Annotated in this window: 25 protein-coding genes and 1 pseudogene; 17 read left to right on the forward strand and 9 right to left on the reverse strand. The window is 65.0% G+C overall.

Annotated features, from left to right (window positions below; translation table 11 throughout):
* Positions 1–30: 30 nt before the first annotated feature.
* Positions 31–903, reverse strand: a complete 873-nt coding sequence (locus tag HAPAU_RS09675) for a DUF7504 family protein (RefSeq protein ID WP_066382088.1) — start codon at positions 901–903, stop codon at positions 31–33.
* A 197-nt stretch (positions 904–1,100) separates the two neighbouring features.
* Between HAPAU_RS09675 and HAPAU_RS09680 the strand changes: the two genes are divergently transcribed.
* The 3 genes from HAPAU_RS09680 to HAPAU_RS09690 are packed head-to-tail and all read left to right on the forward strand — an operon-like array spanning position 1,101 to position 4,177.
* Entirely contained in the window at positions 1,101–2,261 is a 1,161-nt protein-coding gene (locus HAPAU_RS09680) for a mechanosensitive ion channel family protein (protein WP_066382090.1), read from the forward strand.
* 39 nt (positions 2,262–2,300) lie between these two features.
* A complete protein-coding gene (locus tag HAPAU_RS09685) occupies positions 2,301–3,629 on the forward strand; it encodes an NRAMP family divalent metal transporter (protein ID WP_211263564.1) in 1,329 nt (442 codons plus the stop codon).
* On the forward strand, positions 3,626–4,177 hold the full coding sequence (locus HAPAU_RS09690) for a hypothetical protein (RefSeq protein WP_066382092.1): 552 nt from the start codon (positions 3,626–3,628) through the stop codon (positions 4,175–4,177). Before HAPAU_RS09685 ends, HAPAU_RS09690 begins: the two co-directional genes overlap by 4 nt.
* A gap of 320 nt (positions 4,178–4,497) precedes the next feature.
* On the opposite strand, the gene HAPAU_RS09695 is transcribed toward HAPAU_RS09690, so the two are convergent.
* The gene (locus HAPAU_RS09695) at positions 4,498–5,811 is read right to left on the reverse strand and encodes an FAD-dependent oxidoreductase (RefSeq protein ID WP_066382093.1); all 1,314 of its coding nucleotides are present in this window, start codon (positions 5,809–5,811) and stop codon (positions 4,498–4,500) included.
* A 113-nt stretch (positions 5,812–5,924) separates the two neighbouring features.
* Between HAPAU_RS09695 and HAPAU_RS09700 the strand changes: the two genes are divergently transcribed.
* The 7 genes from HAPAU_RS09700 (at position 5,925) to HAPAU_RS09725 (ending at position 9,794) form a co-directional block, all read left to right on the forward strand.
* Complete coding sequence (locus HAPAU_RS09700) at positions 5,925–6,209, forward strand: DUF357 domain-containing protein (RefSeq protein WP_066382094.1); 285 nt, start codon at positions 5,925–5,927, stop codon at positions 6,207–6,209.
* The gene (locus HAPAU_RS20910; protein WP_157078445.1) at positions 6,209–6,463 is read left to right on the forward strand and encodes a hypothetical protein; all 255 of its coding nucleotides are present in this window, start codon (positions 6,209–6,211) and stop codon (positions 6,461–6,463) included. The genes HAPAU_RS09700 and HAPAU_RS20910 overlap by 1 nt, the downstream gene beginning before the upstream one ends.
* A 99-nt stretch (positions 6,464–6,562) precedes the next feature.
* Positions 6,563–6,838 carry a winged helix-turn-helix domain-containing protein gene (locus HAPAU_RS09705; RefSeq protein ID WP_066382095.1) on the forward strand — a complete coding sequence of 92 codons (276 nt, stop codon included), beginning with the start codon at positions 6,563–6,565 and terminating at the stop codon, positions 6,836–6,838.
* Positions 6,839–6,996: 158 nt separating this feature from the next.
* Positions 6,997–7,296 (forward strand): hypothetical protein, encoded by a 300-nt coding sequence (locus tag HAPAU_RS09710; RefSeq protein ID WP_066383150.1) that lies wholly within the window; start codon positions 6,997–6,999, stop codon positions 7,294–7,296.
* 222 nt (positions 7,297–7,518) lie between these two features.
* Positions 7,519–8,253 (forward strand): ferritin-like domain-containing protein, encoded by a 735-nt coding sequence (locus HAPAU_RS09715; RefSeq protein ID WP_066382100.1) that lies wholly within the window; start codon positions 7,519–7,521, stop codon positions 8,251–8,253.
* A gap of 173 nt (positions 8,254–8,426) precedes the next feature.
* The gene (locus HAPAU_RS09720; protein ID WP_157078446.1) at positions 8,427–9,425 is read left to right on the forward strand and encodes a transcription initiation factor IIB; all 999 of its coding nucleotides are present in this window, start codon (positions 8,427–8,429) and stop codon (positions 9,423–9,425) included.
* 135 nt (positions 9,426–9,560) lie between these two features.
* Entirely contained in the window at positions 9,561–9,794 is a 234-nt protein-coding gene (locus tag HAPAU_RS09725) for a UPF0058 family protein (RefSeq protein WP_066382102.1), read from the forward strand.
* Positions 9,795–9,899: 105 nt separating this feature from the next.
* On the opposite strand, the gene HAPAU_RS09730 is transcribed toward HAPAU_RS09725, so the two are convergent.
* Positions 9,900–10,343 (reverse strand): DUF555 domain-containing protein, encoded by a 444-nt coding sequence (locus tag HAPAU_RS09730; RefSeq protein WP_066383157.1) that lies wholly within the window; start codon positions 10,341–10,343, stop codon positions 9,900–9,902.
* Between the two features lie 85 nt (positions 10,344–10,428).
* Here HAPAU_RS09730 and HAPAU_RS09735 point away from each other — a divergent pair, with 85 nt between their 5' ends.
* From HAPAU_RS09735 to HAPAU_RS09745, 3 genes are read left to right on the forward strand one after another with little or no spacing between them, the layout of a single operon-like run.
* The gene (locus tag HAPAU_RS09735) at positions 10,429–11,322 is read left to right on the forward strand and encodes a DNA-3-methyladenine glycosylase family protein (RefSeq protein WP_066382103.1); all 894 of its coding nucleotides are present in this window, start codon (positions 10,429–10,431) and stop codon (positions 11,320–11,322) included.
* 34 nt (positions 11,323–11,356) lie between these two features.
* A complete protein-coding gene (locus tag HAPAU_RS09740; RefSeq protein ID WP_066382104.1) occupies positions 11,357–11,959 on the forward strand; it encodes a hypothetical protein in 603 nt (200 codons plus the stop codon).
* Between the two features lie 41 nt (positions 11,960–12,000).
* On the forward strand, positions 12,001–12,276 hold the full coding sequence (locus tag HAPAU_RS09745) for an acylphosphatase (RefSeq protein ID WP_066382106.1): 276 nt from the start codon (positions 12,001–12,003) through the stop codon (positions 12,274–12,276).
* On the opposite strand, the gene HAPAU_RS09750 is transcribed toward HAPAU_RS09745, so the two are convergent.
* Entirely contained in the window at positions 12,277–12,783 is a 507-nt protein-coding gene (locus tag HAPAU_RS09750) for a hypothetical protein (RefSeq protein ID WP_066382108.1), read from the reverse strand.
* A gap of 74 nt (positions 12,784–12,857) precedes the next feature.
* Here HAPAU_RS09750 and HAPAU_RS09755 point away from each other — a divergent pair, with 74 nt between their 5' ends.
* Together HAPAU_RS09755 and moaC are read left to right on the forward strand one after the other, a co-directional pair.
* Positions 12,858–14,276: a bifunctional ADP-dependent NAD(P)H-hydrate dehydratase/NAD(P)H-hydrate epimerase gene (locus HAPAU_RS09755; protein ID WP_066382110.1), complete on the forward strand. Its 1,419-nt coding sequence runs from the start codon at positions 12,858–12,860 to the stop codon at positions 14,274–14,276.
* The gene (gene moaC / locus HAPAU_RS09760) at positions 14,273–14,779 is read left to right on the forward strand and encodes a cyclic pyranopterin monophosphate synthase MoaC (RefSeq protein WP_066382111.1); all 507 of its coding nucleotides are present in this window, start codon (positions 14,273–14,275) and stop codon (positions 14,777–14,779) included. The genes HAPAU_RS09755 and moaC overlap by 4 nt, the downstream gene beginning before the upstream one ends.
* On the opposite strand, the gene hflX is transcribed toward moaC, so the two are convergent.
* The 5 genes from hflX to HAPAU_RS09785 all read right to left on the reverse strand — a co-directional run bounded on the left by hflX (position 14,776) and on the right by HAPAU_RS09785 (position 18,597).
* Positions 14,776–16,068 carry a GTPase HflX gene (gene hflX, locus HAPAU_RS09765; protein WP_066382112.1) on the reverse strand — a complete coding sequence of 431 codons (1,293 nt, stop codon included), beginning with the start codon at positions 16,066–16,068 and terminating at the stop codon, positions 14,776–14,778. The two genes, moaC and hflX, sit on opposite strands and share 4 nt — an antisense overlap.
* The gene (locus tag HAPAU_RS09770; RefSeq protein WP_169802653.1) at positions 16,065–16,421 is read right to left on the reverse strand and encodes a DUF2209 family protein; all 357 of its coding nucleotides are present in this window, start codon (positions 16,419–16,421) and stop codon (positions 16,065–16,067) included. Before HAPAU_RS09770 ends, hflX begins: the two co-directional genes overlap by 4 nt.
* A gap of 141 nt (positions 16,422–16,562) precedes the next feature.
* A complete protein-coding gene (locus HAPAU_RS09775) occupies positions 16,563–17,288 on the reverse strand; it encodes a ribosome assembly factor SBDS (protein ID WP_066382114.1) in 726 nt (241 codons plus the stop codon).
* 51 nt (positions 17,289–17,339) lie between these two features.
* On the reverse strand, positions 17,340–18,107 hold the full coding sequence (gene psmA / locus HAPAU_RS09780; protein ID WP_066382116.1) for an archaeal proteasome endopeptidase complex subunit alpha: 768 nt from the start codon (positions 18,105–18,107) through the stop codon (positions 17,340–17,342).
* Between the two features lie 4 nt (positions 18,108–18,111).
* Entirely contained in the window at positions 18,112–18,597 is a 486-nt protein-coding gene (locus HAPAU_RS09785; RefSeq protein WP_066382118.1) for an Rpp14/Pop5 family protein, read from the reverse strand.
* A 292-nt stretch (positions 18,598–18,889) separates the two neighbouring features.
* On the opposite strand from HAPAU_RS09785, the pseudogene HAPAU_RS22770 reads away from it, so the two are divergent.
* Positions 18,890–19,471 (forward strand): annotated as a pseudogene (locus tag HAPAU_RS22770) (cation:proton antiporter domain-containing protein); the annotation flags it as partial.
* Positions 19,429–20,004: a cation:proton antiporter domain-containing protein gene (locus HAPAU_RS22775; RefSeq protein WP_084383694.1), complete on the forward strand. Its 576-nt coding sequence runs from the start codon at positions 19,429–19,431 to the stop codon at positions 20,002–20,004. The pseudogene HAPAU_RS22770 and the gene HAPAU_RS22775, both read left to right, overlap by 43 nt.
* The last annotated feature ends 9 nt before the right edge of the window (positions 20,005–20,013 follow it).

Below are 20,013 nucleotides of genomic sequence, written 5' to 3' on the forward strand. Positions count from 1 at the left end.
GGGTCACTGTCGAGGCGGAGCACGGGACCGCTATTCGGGGAGATCGTGCTCCGAAACCAGTTCGAGATACGGGACGAGCGCCTCGATCGCGGACCGTCCCGAGACCCGCGTCTCGACGAGGGAGACCAGTCCCGCGTCCTCTAGCTTCGGGAGGTGAGAATGATGCAGCGAGACTTCGACCCGCTCTGCGTCCGCATCCGGTTCGTGGCGGGCAACCCACTCCGAAAGTTCCGTGATCGTCACCCAACCCGTATGTTCGTGGAGGTAGTGGAGGGCGTACCGTCGACGCGGCGCGCGAAGGACGTCGAAGGCCGTGTCGGGAGTGATCGACGGGGATTCCTCGTTGTGTTCCTCGGTAACAGTGTCGAAGATCGGCTCGAGCGTCCGGACAGTCGCCTCGTCGACCGCTGCCGGATCGAGCGAGAACTGACTGACGGCGTCGGCTCCCGAGAGTCGCCGGGTGAGGACATGCAGGAACTGAAACGCCGTTTCGGTCCCGACACTGGCCAACAGGTCCTCGAGGGAGTGAAAACAGACGAGGGTGCTGCCCGCCGTCCAGTCGTCGAGATAGAGGCTGATCGTCGTGCCCAACTCGGCCAGATCGGCCGGGCTTCGGACGGTAGCGGTGACGTCGTATCCCGTTCGTGAGACCGGATCGACGGAACGATGATCGCCGACGGTACTTCCGACGACGATCGTCCCGAAACCGGCGGGGGATTCCTCGATGCGCTCGCGCCACGCCGTACGGAGTGCCCGATGGCTGTCGCCGTAGGCGACGATCAGGACGTTCCACTCCCGAAGCGAGGCGGCCGGATCGAACGCTCGCTCGACGGTTTCGATCGGAGTTCTCGTCGGGGTGATCGACAGGGCGTTTCGCGCTTCGGTTGTGAGTGTCTGTATCATGGAAAGGGCGGTTGTGAACTGAAATCCGTATTACATCTATATTTGACTCTATGTATAATAAAGTTACTGACATGAACGTCCACATACATGTCTATCGGGGAACCGACCCGCCTATCGCGTTGGGTCGCGATCCGTCGCAACTGCTGGGTGAAGGTTAAAACGTATCAATACCGTGAATCAATGTACCGTTACAATAGATGTATGCAGACCTCGTCGCTGTCTGGAGCGTCCTGTGGACACTTCGGCCCGATCCGATTCCTGAAATTCAGCAGACGTATTTCTCGACTATCGGGATACAACTGCTCACAACGGCGGTACTGGTCGTACTGGTCGTCCTCTCGCTCACGTTCGGCCGGCGGTTGGAATCGATCGTCGAAGACCGCTACGACCGCCACATCGGTGAAGCCAGCCGCATCGTCTGGCTGCTGTTCGTCATCGCCGCCGGTATTTACGTGCTCAGCGTCGTCTGGCACGTCACCTACTTCGTTCGGCTGGTCCTCGAAACACTGGTGATCGGTCGCTGGACGGCCATTCAGCAGCTCATTACGGCTTCGATCGTCCTGGTCGCATACCTGTTGATACGCTTCGTCAACCGGTCAATCGACGAGCTACAGGGAACGTCGTCGCTGACGAAACACCAAAGCGAGGTCGCCTACCACGTCGCGGACATCGGGATCGCGCTGGGGGCGATGACGCTCATCCTCACACTCTGGGGGGTCGATCTCACCAACATCTTCATCGGTGCGGGTGCGATCACCGCGATCGTCGGACTGGCCGCCCGCGAAACGCTCGCGGCGGTACTCGCTGGGTTCATCCTGCTGTTTTCTCGCCCCTTTCGGGTCGGCGACTGGATCGAGGTCCAGAACCACTCGGGGATCGTCAAGGACGTGACGATCTTCAACACGAAGATCCAGACTTTCAGCGACGAACACGTGCTGGTGCCAAACGACATCATCACCGAAAGCGACCTCACGAACCTCTCGCGAAACGATCAGCTCCGGGTCGAGGTCGAGGTCGGTATCGACTACGAGACCGACGTTCACCACGCCCGCGAGGTCGTCGTCGAGGCCGTCGAGGACTTGGACTCGATCCGCTCCTCGCCCGACCCGCACGTGATCGCAAAGCGTTTTGCCGACTCCTCGATCCTGCTCGAGGTGCGCGTCTGGATCGGCGAGCCCACGATGCGACGGCGCTGGAACGCGCGGACAGACGCGATCGAGGCGATCAAGGTCGCATTCGACCGCGAAGGGATCACCATCCCGTACCCCCAGCGCGTGCAGTCCGCACGCGGCGAGCGGTTCCCGGTCGAGGACGTGCAGTCGGATCGGCCGACGACTCCGCAGGTCGAAAGCGAGTGATACCACGCGGTTATATACCCGCGGCGAGAAGCGGAGACGATGATCGAGACGGCACGCGAGTACGGGAACCGGCTGGGCCCGACGTGGCTCGCGGGGGCGATCGCGGCGGGCCCGGCGACGATGGCGAGCCTTTTGAGTGCGGGTGCGGGCTACGGGTATACGCTCCTGTGGGTCGTGATCCTCTCGGCGCTCCTGGGGGCGATCGGCCAGTTGCTGGCCGCGCGCCTCGGCCTCTTCACCGAGCAGGGGATCGTCTCGACGGTCGAGACGCACCTCGGTGAGGGCTGGGCGTGGGTGCTCGTGGTCGACGTGGTGCTCGCGGCCGGTCTCGCCCAACTGGTGATCATGAAGACGGTCGCCGACGTGAGTGCGGCCCTCACCGGGATCGATGCTCGCCTCTGGGGCGTCCTCTGGGCGCTCGTGCTCGCGGTCGGGCTGGCCGGCGGCGGCTACCGCATCGCCGAGGTCGGCGCGAAAGCGCTGGTCTCGTTCGTGGTGGTGCTGTTCGTCGCGACCGCCATCGTCGTGCCGATCGACCCCGGAGCCGCCGCGAGCGGGCTGGTTCCGCGGATCCCCGCGGGCCTCGACGGCGCGCTCGTCGCCGCGGGCGTGCTGGGCGGCGCGGTACATATCACCCTGCTCGTGATGCAGAGCTACACCATGCGGGCACGCGACTGGACCCGCGCCGACCAGGATCTCGCCCGGTTCGATGTCGGTTCCTCGATGCTGCTCGCCTTCGGCGGGTACAGCCTCGCCATCTTCCTCGTCGCCGCGAGCGTCCTCCATACCCCCGCGGTCGACGCCGCCGCGATCACCGCGATCGGGGCGGGGCAGGCGCTCGAACCCGCCGTGGGCACGGCCGCGACGTGGCTGTTCTTGCTGGGACTTCTGGGCGCTGCTGTCTCGACGCTTGGGGGCAACACAGTCGTCCCGCCGTACGCGCTGGCCGACAAGCTGGGCTGGGGACAGTCGGTCGCGGACCCGCGATACCGCGCGCTGGTCGTCTGTGTCGCGCTGGCCTCCTCACTCGGGGCGTTTCTCGGTGGCTCCTTTTTCGCGCTTCTGGTGCTCGTCCTCGCGTTCGGGCTGGTCGGTACGCCCTTCGCGATCGTCCTGATCCTCCTGTTGCTCAACGACCCCGCCGTGGTCGAGGAGCCCCTCTCGCTGCCCGCGAACCTCGCCGGGCTGGCGTTGCTCGGCGTGGCGCTCGTCACCACCGGAACGTTCGTCCGCGAGCAGGCCGCGGCGATCGCCGACCCGCTCTCGGCGTTCGTCGTCGCCTTCGCCGCCGGGATCGGCCTCGCGACCGCACTCCTGCTCGTCCGGTTCGTCCGCACCGCACGGCGACCCGCGACCGTCGAGGTATGACCCTCCCCACGAGCGGCCGACTCCTCGTTACCGGCCCCTCGAACGCCGGCAAGACCCGCCTCACCGCGCGGGCGCTCGCAGCCTGGGTCGAGGAACACGGCCCCGAGGGCGTTGCGATCCTCGAGTTCGCCCCCGAGATCGAGCGCGACGGGGTCCTGCTGGGTGGGCGCCTCGACCGATTCACCGACCTTCCCGACCGGGCGTGGACCGGCGTTCTCGATGCCCACGCGCCCAGAGCCAGAGGCACCACCTCCGTGGAGACGCGCGAACTCGCCCGCGAGAACGCCCGCAACGGGATGGAAATCGTCGAAGCGATGCCGCCCTCCCGCGCGGTGTTCGTCAACGACGCGACGATCCCCTTCCAGCACGAGGTGGGCGACCTGACGGCGTTGCTCGCCGCCTGCGAGGACAGCGAGTTCGTCGCCATGAACGCCTTTTCGGGGAGCGAACTGGGAACCGAGGATCCGATCTCGCGTCGCGAGCGGGCGGCAAGGCGGCGGTTGGTAGAGTGGGTCGACACCCACGAGTGCCTCGAAACGCGGGAGTGAGCGCGGTGGCCTCGCTTCGCTGCCGCCGGCCGCGAAGCGAACGGGGAAGGGCAGGCGTCCCGAGAGCGCCGTCCAACCGAACGGCGCGACTCGACGGTACTTGGCGGTCATAGAAAATCATAGATTTTCTGAATCTCGAAGTGCTGTAAGCACTTCGATGACTCGTCGGAAGACCGCGGTCTTCCGAGACCTCGCAGGAACGCAGTTCCCACGGACCTCACGATGGCGGAGCCATCGCTCAGCCCACAAAGGCCGCAAGCGGCCTTTTGTAGGGAAACGAAACGGGCGAACGAGGGTCGCCAGTCCCGAGTGAGCTTTCGTTAGTCGGATTCGGCGGCCGCCGGCTCGGCGGCGGTACTTGCGCTTCGCTCCTCGTCCTCGAGGAACTCGTCGGCGTCGATGGCCGCCTTACAGCCCATCCCGGCGGCCGTGACCGCCTGCTGGTAGTGGTAATCGACCACGTCCCCCGCGCCGAAAATGCCCGGGACGGCGGTTTTCGTCTGGCCGCCGCCCTTCCCGCCACGGGTCTGCAGGTAGCCCTCGGCGTCCATCTCCACGCCTGTGCCCTCGAGGTACTCCGTGTTCGGCGTGTGGCCGATGGCGATGAAGAAGGCCCCCACGTCTAGATCGTACTTCTCCGTTTCGGGGTCGTCGAGTTTCGCCGTCGGATGGCCCTCAGGGTGGCTCACGAGCGAGACTGTCTCGACGCCGGCCTCGGGCGTGCCGTGGATCTCGGTGACTTCGGTGTTCCGGAGGATCTCGACGGTACCCTCCTCGACCTGCTCTTCGATCCGGTCGATCCAGTAGTCCTCGGCGCGGAACTCCTCGCGTCGGTGGACGAGATAGACCTTTTCGGCGAACTTCGTGAGGAAGTTCGCCTCCTCCATGGCGGCATCACCACCGCCGACGACGACCATCTCCTCGCCGCGGAAGAAGGCGCCATCGCAGGTCGCACACGTCGAGACGCCGTAGCCCATCATCTCGTCCTCGCCCGGCACTCCAAGGGTTCGGGCGCTCGCGCCGCTCGCGGCGATGACGGCGTCGGCGGTGTAGACGCTGCCGTCTTTCATGCGCACCTCGTAGGGCCGTCCCGAGTCGTCGACCGACTCGATGACGCCGTTTACCACGTCGGCGCCGAACTGGGTGGCCTGCTCTTTCATGTTGTTGATCAGCTCCGGTCCCGAGATGCCTTCGGGGAAACCGGGGTAGTTGGCCACGTCAGTCGTGAGGGTGAGTTGGCCGCCGGGCTCGGTGCCCTCGATAACGAGCGGTTCGTTGTTCGAGCGGGCGGCATAAATCGCTGCCGTGAGTCCCGCGATCCCGCTGCCGGCGATCACGAGCCGACGGTGTTCGACCTCGTCCTCGCGTTCGATCCCCAGTTTCTCGTCGAGTTCGCCCGTCTCGTCGAGCGCGCTGGTTTCGTCCCAGCCGCCGATCAGTTCGTCGTCGACGAACACCTCGGGGGCGGTCTGGCGACCCTCGGCGCGCTCGACCATCTCCTCGAACAGCGCCTCGTCCTCCGAGACGTTGTACTCCTCGTAGTCGACGCCCTTGGCGTCGAAGAGGTCCTTCGCCATCTCGCAGTACGGACAGTCGGTCTTGGTGTAGATCTCTACCCGTGGCTGGTCGCTCATATCGGGCCGGTACGGGCGCGCGGTACTTATTCTGCGCCATTCCTACAGGTGTGGCCGCTACGTCGGTCGCCCGTAGCCGAAGCCCTTAGGCCCCATCTCGGCCGACAACGGATATGCCCGCGGACTTAGCCGAAAAAACTGACCGATACGAGAAACTGCTTGCGGAGGCACTCGACGCTGCCGAAACCGCCGGCGACGAAGGAACCCCGCTGGCCGAGGCCGCGAGCGAGTGTTTCGAAATGGCTGAGTCGTACCTCGAGGACGGTCGGCACTTCCGAGAGGAGGACGACCTCGTAAACGCGCTCGCGTCCTTTTCGTACGGCCACGGCTGGCTCGATGCCGGGGCGCGAATCGGCGTGCTGTCGGTCCCTCGGGAGGGGCACCTGTTTACCGTCTGATGACAACCATAGACGGGTTTCGGACCGAGTCCGGAAAACGCCGTTTCGCCGTCAATAGAGCTGCGAGCCAGCGCTCGGCTTGGGTGCACGGACCGCCGTGTCGGGAATCGCGCCGAAACGGACCGACACTGACAGTACGGCTCAACGACCGGGTCCGAGCCACTCCCGCTAACGAGAACGCACCCGACAACGCGGTCGAGAACGCCTCGTTCGCGCTCGGAATCACCGGAGACGCGATTCCGGGCGAACGGTGAGCCGATCCTTCGCTCGCGGACACCGACCGAACGACGGGTCCTGTAAACGATCGGGATGAACCGCTATTCTTACATCGGTAACGGGAGATAGTGCCGACAATGGAGGCCGTTCTCTGGTACGTGCTCACCGGAACCCGCGGGGGGCCGAACCGCGTTCGGCTCCTGCGGGCGGTCGACGAACGGCCACGGAACGCGAACCAGCTCGCGGAGGACCTCGACCTCGATTATACGACGATCCGTCACCACCTCGACGTGCTGATGGACAACGGTATGGTCCAGAAAAGCGGCGGCGACTACGGTGCGGTGTACCTGACGACCGATCAGGTCGACCACCACTGGGAGACTGTCGAGACGATCATCGAACAGGTGGAGTAACTATGGACGAATTTGGGAAAGTGTATATCCGAACGCGGCAGAAAGGGGGATCGTAGATGGGTCCCTGGACAGCAGCCATCGCCACGATCATCGGCGCCCACCCGATCCCGCCCTCCCTCGGAGCCACGACGTGGGCACCGCTACAGACCGATCCGGGGATCTGGCCGACGATCGCCCAGGTCTCGGTCGGTGCGAACGTCCTGTTGTTGGCCGTTCTGGGCGGTATCTGGGCGCGCAACTACTGGCAATTCCGCTCGAAACACACCCTCGGTCTGTTGGTCTTCTCGGTGCTTCTGCTCGCGGAGAACGCCCTCGCGCTCTATTATTATATGGTTGATCCGACGCTCGCCACGTGGTTCGCGACGGCCGTCCCCGCCATTGCCTGGCGTGCGATGATGCTGCTTCACGTCCTCGAGACGGTCGCCCTGCTCTTTCTCGTATGGATCACGTGGGATTGACTTCGCTCGTTTTCGTTCCTCCATAGTAGTTCTCTGTCCAATGAGACGAAGGACGAACTATCCGTTCACTAGAACGGTTTGTGCGTGTCCTCCCGTCGAACGATCGACTCCTCCCGGAACTGGGTGGCTTTTCGTAGAGGGTTCGGACGAATTATGGAAAGAGTTCGGGAAATCCTCTTTTAGTGATTTGTCATCGATGCGACCGCGCAAACGCGCACAACCATGCGACAGAACGAACCCACACACGATGGGACGAGCGCGAACGGGACGAACAGCACCTCACGACGGCGCTTCATGGCGGCCTCGGCACTGGTCGGGGCCGGAGCGTTCGGCCTCGGTGGACCGGTCGGATCGGTCGCGGCCGACGAACACGGCGGTGGGATGGGCAACGAAGAGGGGATGAACGGAAACGGCGGGATGAACGGCGAGTTCGAAGACGACGTCGATATCCTGAACTACGCACGCACCCTCGAGTTCCTCGAAGCCGAGTTCTACCGGCAGGGTCTCGACAACCTCGGCTGCTCGGGCCTGCTGGATGCGGAACTGCTCGCGGACTTCGGCCACCCTATCCGTACGCGCGTCTTCGACGACCTCGAAACCATCCGCGATCACGAGGTCACCCACGCGGAGGTGCTCGGGGGGACCATCGAGGACCTCGGCGGCGACCCGATCGAGAAACCCGAGTTCGACTTCGGCACGGCCGTCGAGGACCCCGACGAGTTCCTCGCCACCGCCGCCGTGCTCGAGGACACCGGCGTCGGCGCTTACGCAGGCGCGGCTCCCTCGATCCAGAACGCGAAGTTGATCCCGCCGGCGCTGAGCATTCACTCGGTCGAGGCGCGCCACGCCTCGTTCCTGCGCGTCCTTGGTGGTGACATCGGCTTCTCCGCGGCGTTCGACGAACCCTTGACCCGCGAGGAGGTCCTCAAGCGTGCGAGTCCCTTCATCGTCGAATAGCCCCGTCTGACGCCCGTTCCCCTCCGTTCTTCACGATCGATCACCAAAAGTATATACGAAACATTTAAGTAGCTTTCGGTGTTACGTAGTGTTAGGAAGCAGCGAGGCCTCCGGGATTTCTTTCAAGGGATACTCCCGCCGGAGCGCACTCTCGCGGTCATACGATCATGCCCATGAAAGAACGAACATTCACTGACGAGTCAGTCACCGAAACCGAACGAGAGGAAACCGAAGAGAGCGAGTCGACGCTCACCTGTCCCGAGTGTGGCGGCCGCCTCGAGACGGACACCGAACACGGCGAGACGGTCTGTGCGGACTGTGGTCTCGTCGTCGAGGAGGACGAGATCGATCGCGGGCCAGAGTGGCGCGCCTTTGACTCCTCCGAGCGCGACCAGAAGAGCCGGGTCGGAGCGCCCACGACGACGATGATGCACGACAAGGGCCTCTCGACGAACATCGGCTGGCAGAACAAGGACGCCTACGGAAACACGCTCTCGAATCGCCAGCGCCAGAAGATGCAGCGGCTTCGCACCTGGAACGAGCGCTTCCGCACGCGCAACTCCAAGGAGCGAAACCTCAAGCAGGCGCTCGGCGAGATCGACCGCATGGCCAGCGCGCTCGGCCTCCCGAAGAACGTCCGGGAGACCGCAAGCGTGATCTACCGCCGCGCGCTCGAGGAGGACCTACTGCCCGGACGAAGCATTGAGGGCGTCGCCACCGCGAGCCTGTATGCCGCGGCCCGCCAGGCCGGCACGCCCCGGAGCCTCGACGAGATCGTACAGGTCTCGCGGATCGACCGGATGGAACTCACCCGCACGTATCGCTACGTGGTCCGCGAGCTGGGACTGGAGGTCCAGCCCGCAGATCCCGAGAGCTACGTCCCCCGGTTCGCGTCGGATCTCGACCTCTCGGACGAGGCCGAACACCGCGCACGCGAGCTGCTCTCGAACGCGAAGCAGGCCGGCATCCACAGCGGGAAGTCCCCCGTTGGGCTCGCCGCCGCGGCGGTCTACGCCGCCGCCCTGCTGACCAACGAGAAGGTCACGCAGGCGGAGGTCAGTGAGGTCGCAAACATCAGTGAAGTGACCATCCGCAACCGCTACAAGGAACTACTTCAGGCGGATGACACGAATCCGACGGGCGGCATGGCGAGCGCCGAACCTGCCGACTGATCGGGCCCGCTACCTCGCAGATACGGGATAATTCGAGGGTGTCCCTCTCGCCGTTCGATAGTGTTAGCCGATCTACGTGTGACAACGAAACTCAGGATACTAATATAACCCTGCAACCGTAACCCATGAGTGCTCATGAAAAAGCAGGAGCTCATCCACCTTCACGGCCTGCTGGCAGAGGTTTCGAACCACTACGAGCAAAACGCGGGTACTCCGGATTTCGAGGCGTACGAATCGCTCGGCGTACGGCCCACCTCGATTCACAAATCGAAGACCGACCACAAGGCCGCCGTGTTCGCTATCGCAACCGGAATCACGTCCGACATCACCGAAGAAACGCAGGAAACGGTCGCCGCACAGGCTGACTGAGGTCAGGCGTTCTCCCGACTCACTTCCGATCTACCAGCGCTGTTGCTGTCGTTTCGCAGGTAGATCCTGTACGAATACCAGTTGGGGATCGCCGTCTCAGCGGTATTATTCGAGCAGGTCGTCGAACTCGGGCAGTATCTCTTCGCCGCCGTCGCCCCGCTCGTCCGTCGAGTCATCCTCGCCGTCCGCACTGTCGGTGTCGTCCTCCTCGTCGGTCTCGATGACTTCGACTTCCAGCACGTCGAGCGGGATGTTACGAAGGCGCTGGCCGATCTCCTTGCGGGCGATCCGCGAAGCGTGTTCCTCGCGCTCGACGTTGAACACCGTCATCTCGAGCTCGAGGGCGACGAGGGCCTCGTCGGCGACGATGAACACCGGTTCGAGTTCCTCGCCGCCCGGCGACGTCCGAGACCCCATCGAGATCTCGACGTAGTTCAGATCGGGATTGAGCATCTCGCCGGTCTTCGAGATGGCGATCCGCACGGCTTCGTCGGGCGTGGAGACGTCGTACACCGGGACGGCAGCCTCGACGACAACTCGACAGTCCATGGTCACTGTGAACATCACGAGCCAGCGGTATGAATGTTGCCCGCGAGTCGAAACCCACAAACGCGCGCGCTGCCGAGAACGGCCGATGGAACGTGGTGCGATCGCGCTCGATTCCTGTCCGGGCGGCCTCGATCTCCGGCTGACCCTCGAAAGCGGCCAATCGTATCTGTGGCGACGCGAGGACGATCGGATGTACGAGGGTGACCCGGGAGGACGGTACTACACGATCGTCGACGACGAATTCGTCCGCGTTCGCCAGACCGACACCACACTCGAGTGGGAATCGACGACCGACGCCGAACCCGTTCTTCGAGAATTGCTGCGCCTCGACGACGACCTCGATGCGATCATGGCGGCCGGTCCGGACGATCCACTGCTGCGAGAGGCCTACGCCGCCCACCGCGGGATGCGTATCGTGAACGATCCCTCCTTCCCCTGTCTGATATCGTTCATCTGTTCGGCCCAGATGCGTGTCTCGCGGATCCACGGGATGCAGACGACGCTCGCCGAACGGTTCGGGGACGGGATGGAGATCGATGGCGAGACCTACCACACGTTTCCGACGCCCGAGCAACTGGCGAGCGCGAGCGTCGAGGCGCTTCGGGAGTGTTCGCTCGGCTATCGTGCACCCTACGTCAGGGAGACGGCGGGGATGATCGCGAGCGGCGACGCCCGTCCCGAGGACGCTCTCGGACTGGCCTACGAGGACGCCCGAGAATCGCTGACGCGCTTCGTCGGTGTCGGCCCGAAGGTCGCCGACTGCGTCCTCCTGTTCTCGCTCGGCTATCTGGAGGCCGTGCCCCTCGACACGTGGCTCCGCTCGGCCATCGAGGAGTATTTCCCGGAGTGTGATCGGGATTCCTATCGGGAGACCTCGCGGGCGATCCGCGAGCGCCTCGGGGACGAGTACGCGGGCTACGCCCAGACGTACGTATTCCATCACCTCCGGACGGCGGGGACAGTGGAAGCCGGAGAGTGAAAGGCTATAGGCCCCGACCGACCTAGCAACGCTAATGGGCCCGGCACCGAACCTATTGAACGCGACCCGCCGAGCGGTCAAACCGCCGCTCCATCGACTGTTCGACTGGTCGTTCGGCGGCTACGCGATGACGAGCAACACCGAAGAGGAGTACGTCGGAACGGTCGACCTTCCCCAGTCGGAACTCGAGGAACTGCTCGCAAACGCGGGCTTTCGTCGAAACGTCGTCTCCTCGCTGAAGGTTCGGATCGACGGCAACGTCTCCGATGGCTCGTGGGCGTGGCGCGAGTCGCCGCTTGCCGACTGGCAACTCCACCTCATCCTGCACGACGTCGGCGACAGCGTCGAGGCGTACGCCCACTGGGAGTACTCGTGGTACACCCACCCGATCAAACACTACGCCGCGACCGATTGCAGCCCCGAAACGGGCGTCCGGATGACACGGGAGTTCCTGCGGAACTACGAGAGCGAACGGTATCCCGACGGGGTCCCCTTCGAGGTCGAATCCTTCTACTGGCGAAAACCGTGGTATCTTACTCGTCTCCACAACGTGAGCGAGCGGGTAAACGGCGGGGCAGAACAGATAGAGAAGTGGGCGAGTGGGATCAAGCGCCGAATCAGCGCCCGGCGGTCGTGAACGACGGCAGGAATTTTATCGCTGGACGGACATTCGCAACTATGGATCGTACACGCGCACGCGTCTTCGTCTCGGGCACCGTTCAGGGCGTCTACTACCGTGCGAGTACGCGCGATACCGCCCGCGAACACGGCGTTTCGGGCTGGGTGAGGAACAGGGAGGACGGCCGGGTCGAGGCGATGTTCGAGGGGAGCGAGGAGGACGTCGATGCGATGGTCGGCTGGTGTCACGAGGGATCGCCGGCCGCGCAGGTCGAGGACGTGGAGGTCGAGTACGGCGAGCCCGAAGGGATCGAGGGCTTCGAGATCCGTCGGTAGCTACCGCTTGCTCCGCTGGTCGTCGACCGCGTACGCCGCGAGCCACGGCGGTTCGTCGGTGTAGTTCCACTCGTCCCACCCCGCCTTCTCGCCGGCGTAGTACGCCCGGTAGGCCTCGACCGGGTCCTCGCGCCTGTACCGTTCGGGCATCGCCTGCGGGCGGGGTGTCGGCTCCGTCGCGGGAAACGTGATCCCATCGGGGTCGATCCGTTCGATGACGTCCCAGCTCGCGTGGGCCTCGTCGTGTCCGTAGCGCTCGGTGAACTCGGCATTGAGCGCGCCGGCGTGCTCGCGAAGCCGGAGCCAGTTTTCCCGCGACTCGCCGGCCCACTTCGTGACGGGATGGTCGGAGTGGGTCGAACGATAGAGGAAGTCCGCCTCGTAGCCGTTCTCCCTCACCGCCGTACAGAGGACCTGTGCCGCCTCCAAAAGCATCTTGTTGACGTGCTGGTCGCAGTGATAGCGCGCGGCGAGCCGGGGATCCTCGTCGAGCCAGAAGACGTTCACGCGTGGCGTTCGACCCGTGGCGAAATCAGGATGTCGTCCGCAATCTTCAACGGCCGCCCGGCCGAAGCCCGGGTATGATCACGGCAGCACGGATGGGCGCGGTCGACCGCAACGCCGAGGCGCTCGGAGTGCCCCGAAAACAGCTCATGGAGTCGAGCGGCAACTCCGTCGCCCGCACCGTGCGAGAGGAAGCAAGCGAGGGCGATTCGGTAGTGATTATCGCCGGCCGGGGGAACAACGGCGGGGACGCACTGGTCGCCGCGCGCTTTCTCGACGAGTACGACCCCTCGATCTACCTGCTAGGGAGGCCAGAGACGATTTCGACCGACATCGCCCGCGAGAACTGGGAGGCGCTCGAAGCGGCAGGATACGACGCCGAGGCCGTCACCGACTCGACGGACCTCGATTTCGGCGACTCCGCGGTAATCGTCGACGGGATGCTCGGGACCGGGATCAGCGGCGAGCTCCGAGAGCCCGAGGCCACCGCGGCCCACGAGATCAACGCCGCCGAGGCCACCGTCGTCTCGGTCGACGTTCCTTCAGGTGTGGACGCTGACTCGGGGGACGTACCGGAAAGTGCCGTCGAGGCCGATCGCGTCGTCACCTTCCACGACGGGAAACCAGGGCTGGCCGACCTCGATTGTGAGGTGAGCGTCGCCGACATCGGCATCCCCGCGGCCGCCGAGCGCTACGTCGGGCCGGGCGACCTCGAACTCGGTACGCCGGCCCCCGACGCGGGGACCCGGGTGTTCGTCATCGGCGGCGGCCCTTACACCGGTGCGCCCGCCCTCTCGGCGCAGGCGGCGCTTCGCTCGGGCGCGGAGCTGTCCTTCTTGGCCTGTCCGGAATCGATCAAGGACGTCCTCGCGGGCTACGCCGAGGACCTGATCGTTCAGGAGTACGAGAGCGACCGTCTCTCGCCCGCAGAGGTAGAGGGCCTGATCGAGACCGCCACGAAACACGACGACGTGGTCGTGCTCGGGCCGGGACTGGGAACCGCAGACGAGACCCTCGAGGCGGCCCGAACGTTCCTCGAGGAGTTCGAGGGACCGATGGTCGTCGACGCCGACGCCCTTTCCATTGTACCAGAAGTCGAAACCGATGCGACCCTGATCTGTACGCCCAACCGCAAGGAGTTAGCGAAAATGGGCGGGCCCGAATTGGATGACTTGGAAGCAGGAGCCGACGAGATCGAAGCGTTCGCCGCCGAGTTGGGGCATGTCGTGATGGCGAAAGCCGAGGCCGACGTGGTTACGGACGGCGAGCACACCCGGATCTCGACCCGTGGAACACCGGGCATGACCGTCGGCGGGACCGGCGATACTCTTGCAGGAATCATCGCCGCGTTCATCAAGGGGGCCGACCCCTTGGACGCCGCCGCCGCGGCCGCCTACGCCAACGGCCGGGCCGCAGAACGCCTCGATAGAGGCGGCGGCCTGCTGGCCTCGGACCTGCTCGACGAGCTTCCCGAAGTCATCTGGGGGGAGCGATGAGCGATCCGGAGAACGACCCGAACAACGAACGCGACCTGACCCACGTCGACGAGTCGGGCGAGGCTCGCATGGTCGACGTGGGTGCGAAACCCGCCACCGCCCGGCGGGCGGTCGCCGCCGGGGAGATCAATCTAAACGAATCGACCGTTAAGGCGATCCGCGAAAACAGCACGAAAAAGGGTGACGTGCTCGCGACCGCACGAGTAGGCGCGATCCAGGCGGTCAAACACACGTGGGAGACGATCCCGATGTGCCACCAGATCCCGATCACGAACGTGGACACCGGGTTCGAGGTGCGCGACGACCGCGTCGAACTGGAGGTCGGCGTCGAGACCACCGGCAAAACGGGCTGCGAGATGGAGGCCTTAGAGGGGGTGACGACGGGGCTGAACGTCGTCTGGGACATGGTGAAGGCCGCCGAGAAGGATTCGGAGGGGCAGTACCCGGGGACGCGGATCGCGGACGTGCGGGTCGTGAGTAAGGAGAAACGGGAACTCGACTAGGCCGATTCGGGGACGGACAGTTCGCCCGCTTTCGCGTGCGACCGCTCGACGATCGCGGGTCGGGCGGCGAACTCCACGAGAACCTGGTCGGCATCGTATGTCACCTCGTCGACGCGGGCGTTGTCGTGGAGCCACGAGACGAGGCTCATGGTGTCGTCCACCATCGGCAACACCAGCCGCTCCTCCTGTAGCGGCGGCAGTTCCTCGCCGATCCGTTCGGCCAGCGCCTCGACGTTCAGCCCCTCCTTACCGCTGACGGCGACGGGGTCCGGCGCGAGCGCCGACAGCGCCGCGCGTTTCTCCTCGAGTTCCGCCTCGTCTACCGCGTCGATCTTGTTCAACACGGTGACGATCGGGGCCTCGTTTCGCTCGTAGAGCGTGTCGTGACAGGTCACGAGCTTCTCGCGGATCTCCTCGATCGGCTCGCTGACGTCGACGACGAGGAGGACGAGATCCGCCCGGTAGACCTCGTCCAGCGTCGAGCGAAAGGACTCGACCAGCCAGTGGGGCAGGTCGCTGATGAACCCCACAGTATCGGTCAGCAGGACGTCCCGCTCCATCTCCGCCCGGCGCGTGGTCGTCCCGAGCGTGGTAAAGAGCTGGTCCTCCGATTCGGCCGTCGTATCGAGGTCCGGGTGGAGCTCCTCGTTCTCGTCGACCGTGAGATCGACGGCGAGCCGTCGCAACAGCGTCGATTTCCCGGCGTTCGTATAGCCCGCGAGTGCCACGAGGTCGAAGCCCGACTCGCGACGCTCCTCTCGCCTGTGTTCCTCGGTCTTCGCGATCGAGGCCAACTCCTCTTTGATCCGGCTGATCTGGGACTTGATGTCGCGTTCGCGCGACTCGTCGTACTCGCCAAGCCCCATGAACCCGGGGTGTTCCTCTCGCTTGGCGAGGCTGACCTTCGCGTCGACCCGGGGCAGTTCGTAGCGCAATTCAGCGAGTTCGACCTGCAGTTGGGCCTTTCGCGTCTGGGCGCGCTGGCCGAAGATGTCGAGAATGAGGGTGAATCGGTCGATCACCTCGACGTCTTCGGGTAGTTCCGTCCCGATGTTGTAGATCTGGTAGGGGCCGAGCCGGTTGTCGAAAATCACGGTGTCGGCATCCGTCCGGGCGACGAGGCGGGCCAGTTCCTCGACCTTCCCCTCCCCGATGTGGGTGGCGGCGTCCTCCGTGCGTGTCTGTGTCAGTTCCTCGCGGACGGTGTAGCCGGCCGCACGCGCAAGTTCCCGGATCTCGCTCGTATCGGCGGTACCCTCGTCTACTCGTTTGACGATGACCGTGTTCATAGTATGAGTGTTCGTGCGGCGTATGCGGCGTGGTGGGCGATCTCGACCGTGCGGCGTTCGGCGACCGATTCGACGTATTTGAACTTGGGGCCGAACGACGCGCCGATCACCGTGGCGGGCTCCTCGTAGAACTCGCCGCGCTCGGCGACGACCGGCCCCTCGGGTGGATCGGAAAGCGCACCGAGCGCCTCTTCGACGACCGACAAGAGGTGTTCGAGCGCTGGCTCCGCGCGGCTGGTCGCAAAGCCGATACCGGTGACCTCATGGATCCGGTTCGAGCCGACGCCCGCGGCGACGGCCGCCGCGACCATCAGGTACTCGCCGCGCTCCTCGTGGCGGCCGCTGATATCGATACCGACCACCTCAACCGTGCCGGGCCTTCACCTCGGTCCCGCCCCGTTGCCACACGACCATATCGGCGGCTACGCTCCCGGTGGACTTCAATCCCGCGCCGGTCGACATTGCGGTGTTCGACCCGATCGGCCCGCGCCGAACTACCGCGTGCTGATCTCGTCTTCGTCCTTGATGATCCGCGTCTCGGCGGTGCCGCTGGTGTGTTCGTTCACCAGATCGTAGAAGTCGTTTTGCATCCCCGCCGGGAACTCGATGACGCCGACCCATGAGCCGTCGTTCTGCCACTCCTCGCGCTTGAGGTCGCCGAACTGTCTCACGTGGGCCTGCGCGCTGCCGGCGTAGTCGGCGGGGATCTGCACCGCGACGATCACCTCGTCGAACCGAATGGGAATCACCGGCCTGAGGGCGTCGAGCGCGTCGTCGACCTGCGTTTCGACCGGTTCCATCGGGTCGACCTTGAACCCTGCCTCCTTGAGGGCGCTCTCGATGCGGTCGGGCGGATGCGGGGCGTTGTCCATCTGCGGATTGACCGCGTTGCGCGCGATGCGGTTGATGAGCTGGCGGCGCTTCTGTTCTTGCATCTCGCGGCGCTGCTCGGCGGTGATCTGGATCTCCCCCCGACGAATGACCTCGGGGATGATCTCCATCGGGTCGGTGGTGTCGAAGACGTCCTCCAGATCCGTCTCGGCGGGGCGATCCCCCCGAGAAGCGTTCTCGAAGACCTCCTCGGCGGCGATCACCTCCTCTAACTCGCCGTCGAACTCCTCGCGTTTGATCGCCAGCGCCGCGTCCGGATCGACGAGCACCTCGAACCGTGCGCCGTGGGATTCGAGGCGTGCGGTCACCGCCTCGTCAAGCGATATCATACCCGACCGTTCGGGCCGGCGGTAAAAGAGTGTTCGCGCTTTCGGGCCGGCTTACTCGGCCGATTCGTCGGACTCCTTGTCCTCCTCGGCGGCCAGCAGGTCGAACTCCGCGAGATACGAGTCGATCTCGTCGTCCTCGACCTCGGTGAACGTCTCGGTTTCGGTGGGGATCGTCGCCATCCCGATGCTCTCAGGGCGGAGTTCGCCGTCGTTGACCTCCGCGAGCGCCCGGAGCGCGAGTTCGATGCCGCCCTCCAAGTCGGCCGCCTCCTCGTAATTGGCTTCGAGGTAGTCCTCGATGTCGCCCCGGTCCGCACCGACCGCGAGCGCTTTCCACTCGTAGGGGGTACCGGAGGGGTCGGTCTCGTAGAGGCGGGGCTCGCCGTTCTCGATGCCGCCGATGATCAGCGCCACCCCAAAGGGGCGTGCGCCGCCGACCTGCGTGTACTGCTGGATGTGGTCGGTGACGTCCTTCGTCAGCGTCTCGACGCCGATGGGCTCGCCGTAGCGAAGCCGGTTGACCTGTGCGTTCCGGCGGGCGAAGTCGATCAGCTGGCGGGCGTCGGCGACGTGGCCCGCGCTGGCGATGCCGATGTGGTCGTCGGCCTTGTGGATCTTCTCGACGCTGGTGCGCTCCATCAGCGGCGAGCGGATGCGCTTGTCGACGGCGAGAACGACGCCGCCGTCGGTTCGGATGCCGATGCTTGCCGTGCCGCGCTTTACGGCCTCTCGGGCGTACTCGACCTGATAGAGCCGTCCGTCAGGCGAGAAGATCGTGATTCCCCGGTCGTAGGCCTGCTGTTGGTTTTGTCCCTGCATAGTATCACACTGGAGTTACGTCGAAGTCCGTCGCGCCGGTGTACGCATCCCCGACCCGTACGTCGACGAGGCCGTCGCGCGTGACGGCGGCCCGGTCTGCGTTCTCGAACACGACTCGATTCTCGCCCGAAACTTCCGGTCGGCGTCCTAAATACTTTTCTTCACAGCCTTTCACCGTCCCGCTCACGCCGCGGACGTGGACGCCGACCTCCCGGCCGCCGACCGTCTTGAGACAGGCGAGCGCCGCACGCGCCTCGCTCACCGTCTCCCGACGGGTACGGACGACCGCCTCGCCGACGCCCCTCTCGTGGTGAAAACCGAACACGCTGAGGTCGGCGTCGGCACTGCCCGGATCGCCGAGCAGGTTCTGTCCGGCGTACCAGAGGCCGCGCTGGAACGTCCGCCGCGAGAGGCGAGCGTCGGGCCAGGTCTCGATCCCGACACCGAGATAGCGCCATTTCGGCCGGACGTGTTTCGGGAGGTGCTTCACAGCCCGATAAAAGGACCCTGCACGGATAGGTCCCGCGTTGGCGGCGAAGGGTGGGTGCTTTCGAAACCGGCGGGTGCCTCCTGAGACATCGGCGGTCGAACGACCGCTCGCCGAGTTCGATCGGGCGCTTCTCTTTTTTACGGGGATGTAATAGACTCCCCGAGTGAGCGATATCAACGTCGCGTTAGCCCTCATCGGGGGGCTGATTCTGTCGTTAGGAGTCGTCTCGGATTACATCAAGCAGTACGTCTCGTTCGGTACGGAGCCGCTGATCGCCGTCGCGTACGGCATCGTGATCGGACCGGCCGGACTGGGACTGCTCCACGTCGCTTCCTTCGGCGAGCCGATGGTCGTCTTAGAACAGGCCTCCCGATTGACGCTCGGGCTCGCGGTGCTGGGCGTGGCGGTCCGCCTTCCGAACCGGTACGTCTTCGAACGAAGGAAAGCGATGGCGACCGTTCTGCTCGTGATCATGCCGGGGACGTGGCTCATCAGCGGGCTGATCGTCAACTGGTTCTTCGGGGTGCCGTGGTGGATCGGGATGGTCGTCGGTGCCGTTCTGACGCCGACCGACCCCGTCATCGCGGGGACGATCGTCACGGGCACCGCCGCGGAGGAACACATCCCGTCCCGACTCAGACAGTACATCTCCGCCGAGTCGGCGATCAACGACGGGGTCGCGTATCTCCTCCTGTTTCTCCCGCTCCTGTTGCTTGACCGACCGACCGTTCCCGCGCTTCGCGAGTGGTTCCTCGTCGTCCTCCTGAAAGAGGTCGTCCTCGCGGTCGTGGCCGGGTTCGTGATCGGGTACCTCGTCGGGCGACTCCAGCGGTGGGCGCGAACCCACGACTACGTCGTCGAACCGTCCCTCCTCACCGTGACGATCGCCCTCACGTTCGCCGTCCTCGGGTTCATCAAACTGTTCGGGGCGGACGGGATCTGGCGGCGTTCGTTGCGGGCGGCGCGTTCAAACTCCCCACGGCGGACGAGGCGGACGACCGGGAGGTCCGGACCCAAGAGACCGTCGAACGGCTGTTCGAGATACCGGTTTTCGTCCTCTTGGGCATGATGCTTCCCTGGCAGGGATGGCTCGCCCTCGGATGGCGCGGCGTCGCCTTTGCGGGAGTCGTCCTCCTGTTTCGTCGGCTTCCGGTCGTCCTCCCCGCCGCAGGGCTGTTGTCGCCGCTCCGACGACGGGCCGACACGCTCTTGGTGGGCTGGTTCGGGCCGATCGGCATCGCGGCGGTGTTCTACGCGACGCTCGTCGTTCACGAGACGGGCTCGCGGCTGGCCTGGCAGATCTCGTCGCTCGTCATCGTCGTCTCGATCCTCGCATACGGGGTGACGGCGACGCCGTTTACGAGGCTCTACGGAGCGCGAACGGACGGGAAGAGCGCTTCCGACTGACGATATAGC

It is taken from the genome of Halalkalicoccus paucihalophilus (assembly GCF_001593955.1).
Lineage (GTDB): Archaea > Halobacteriota > Halobacteria > Halobacteriales > Halalkalicoccaceae > Halalkalicoccus > Halalkalicoccus paucihalophilus.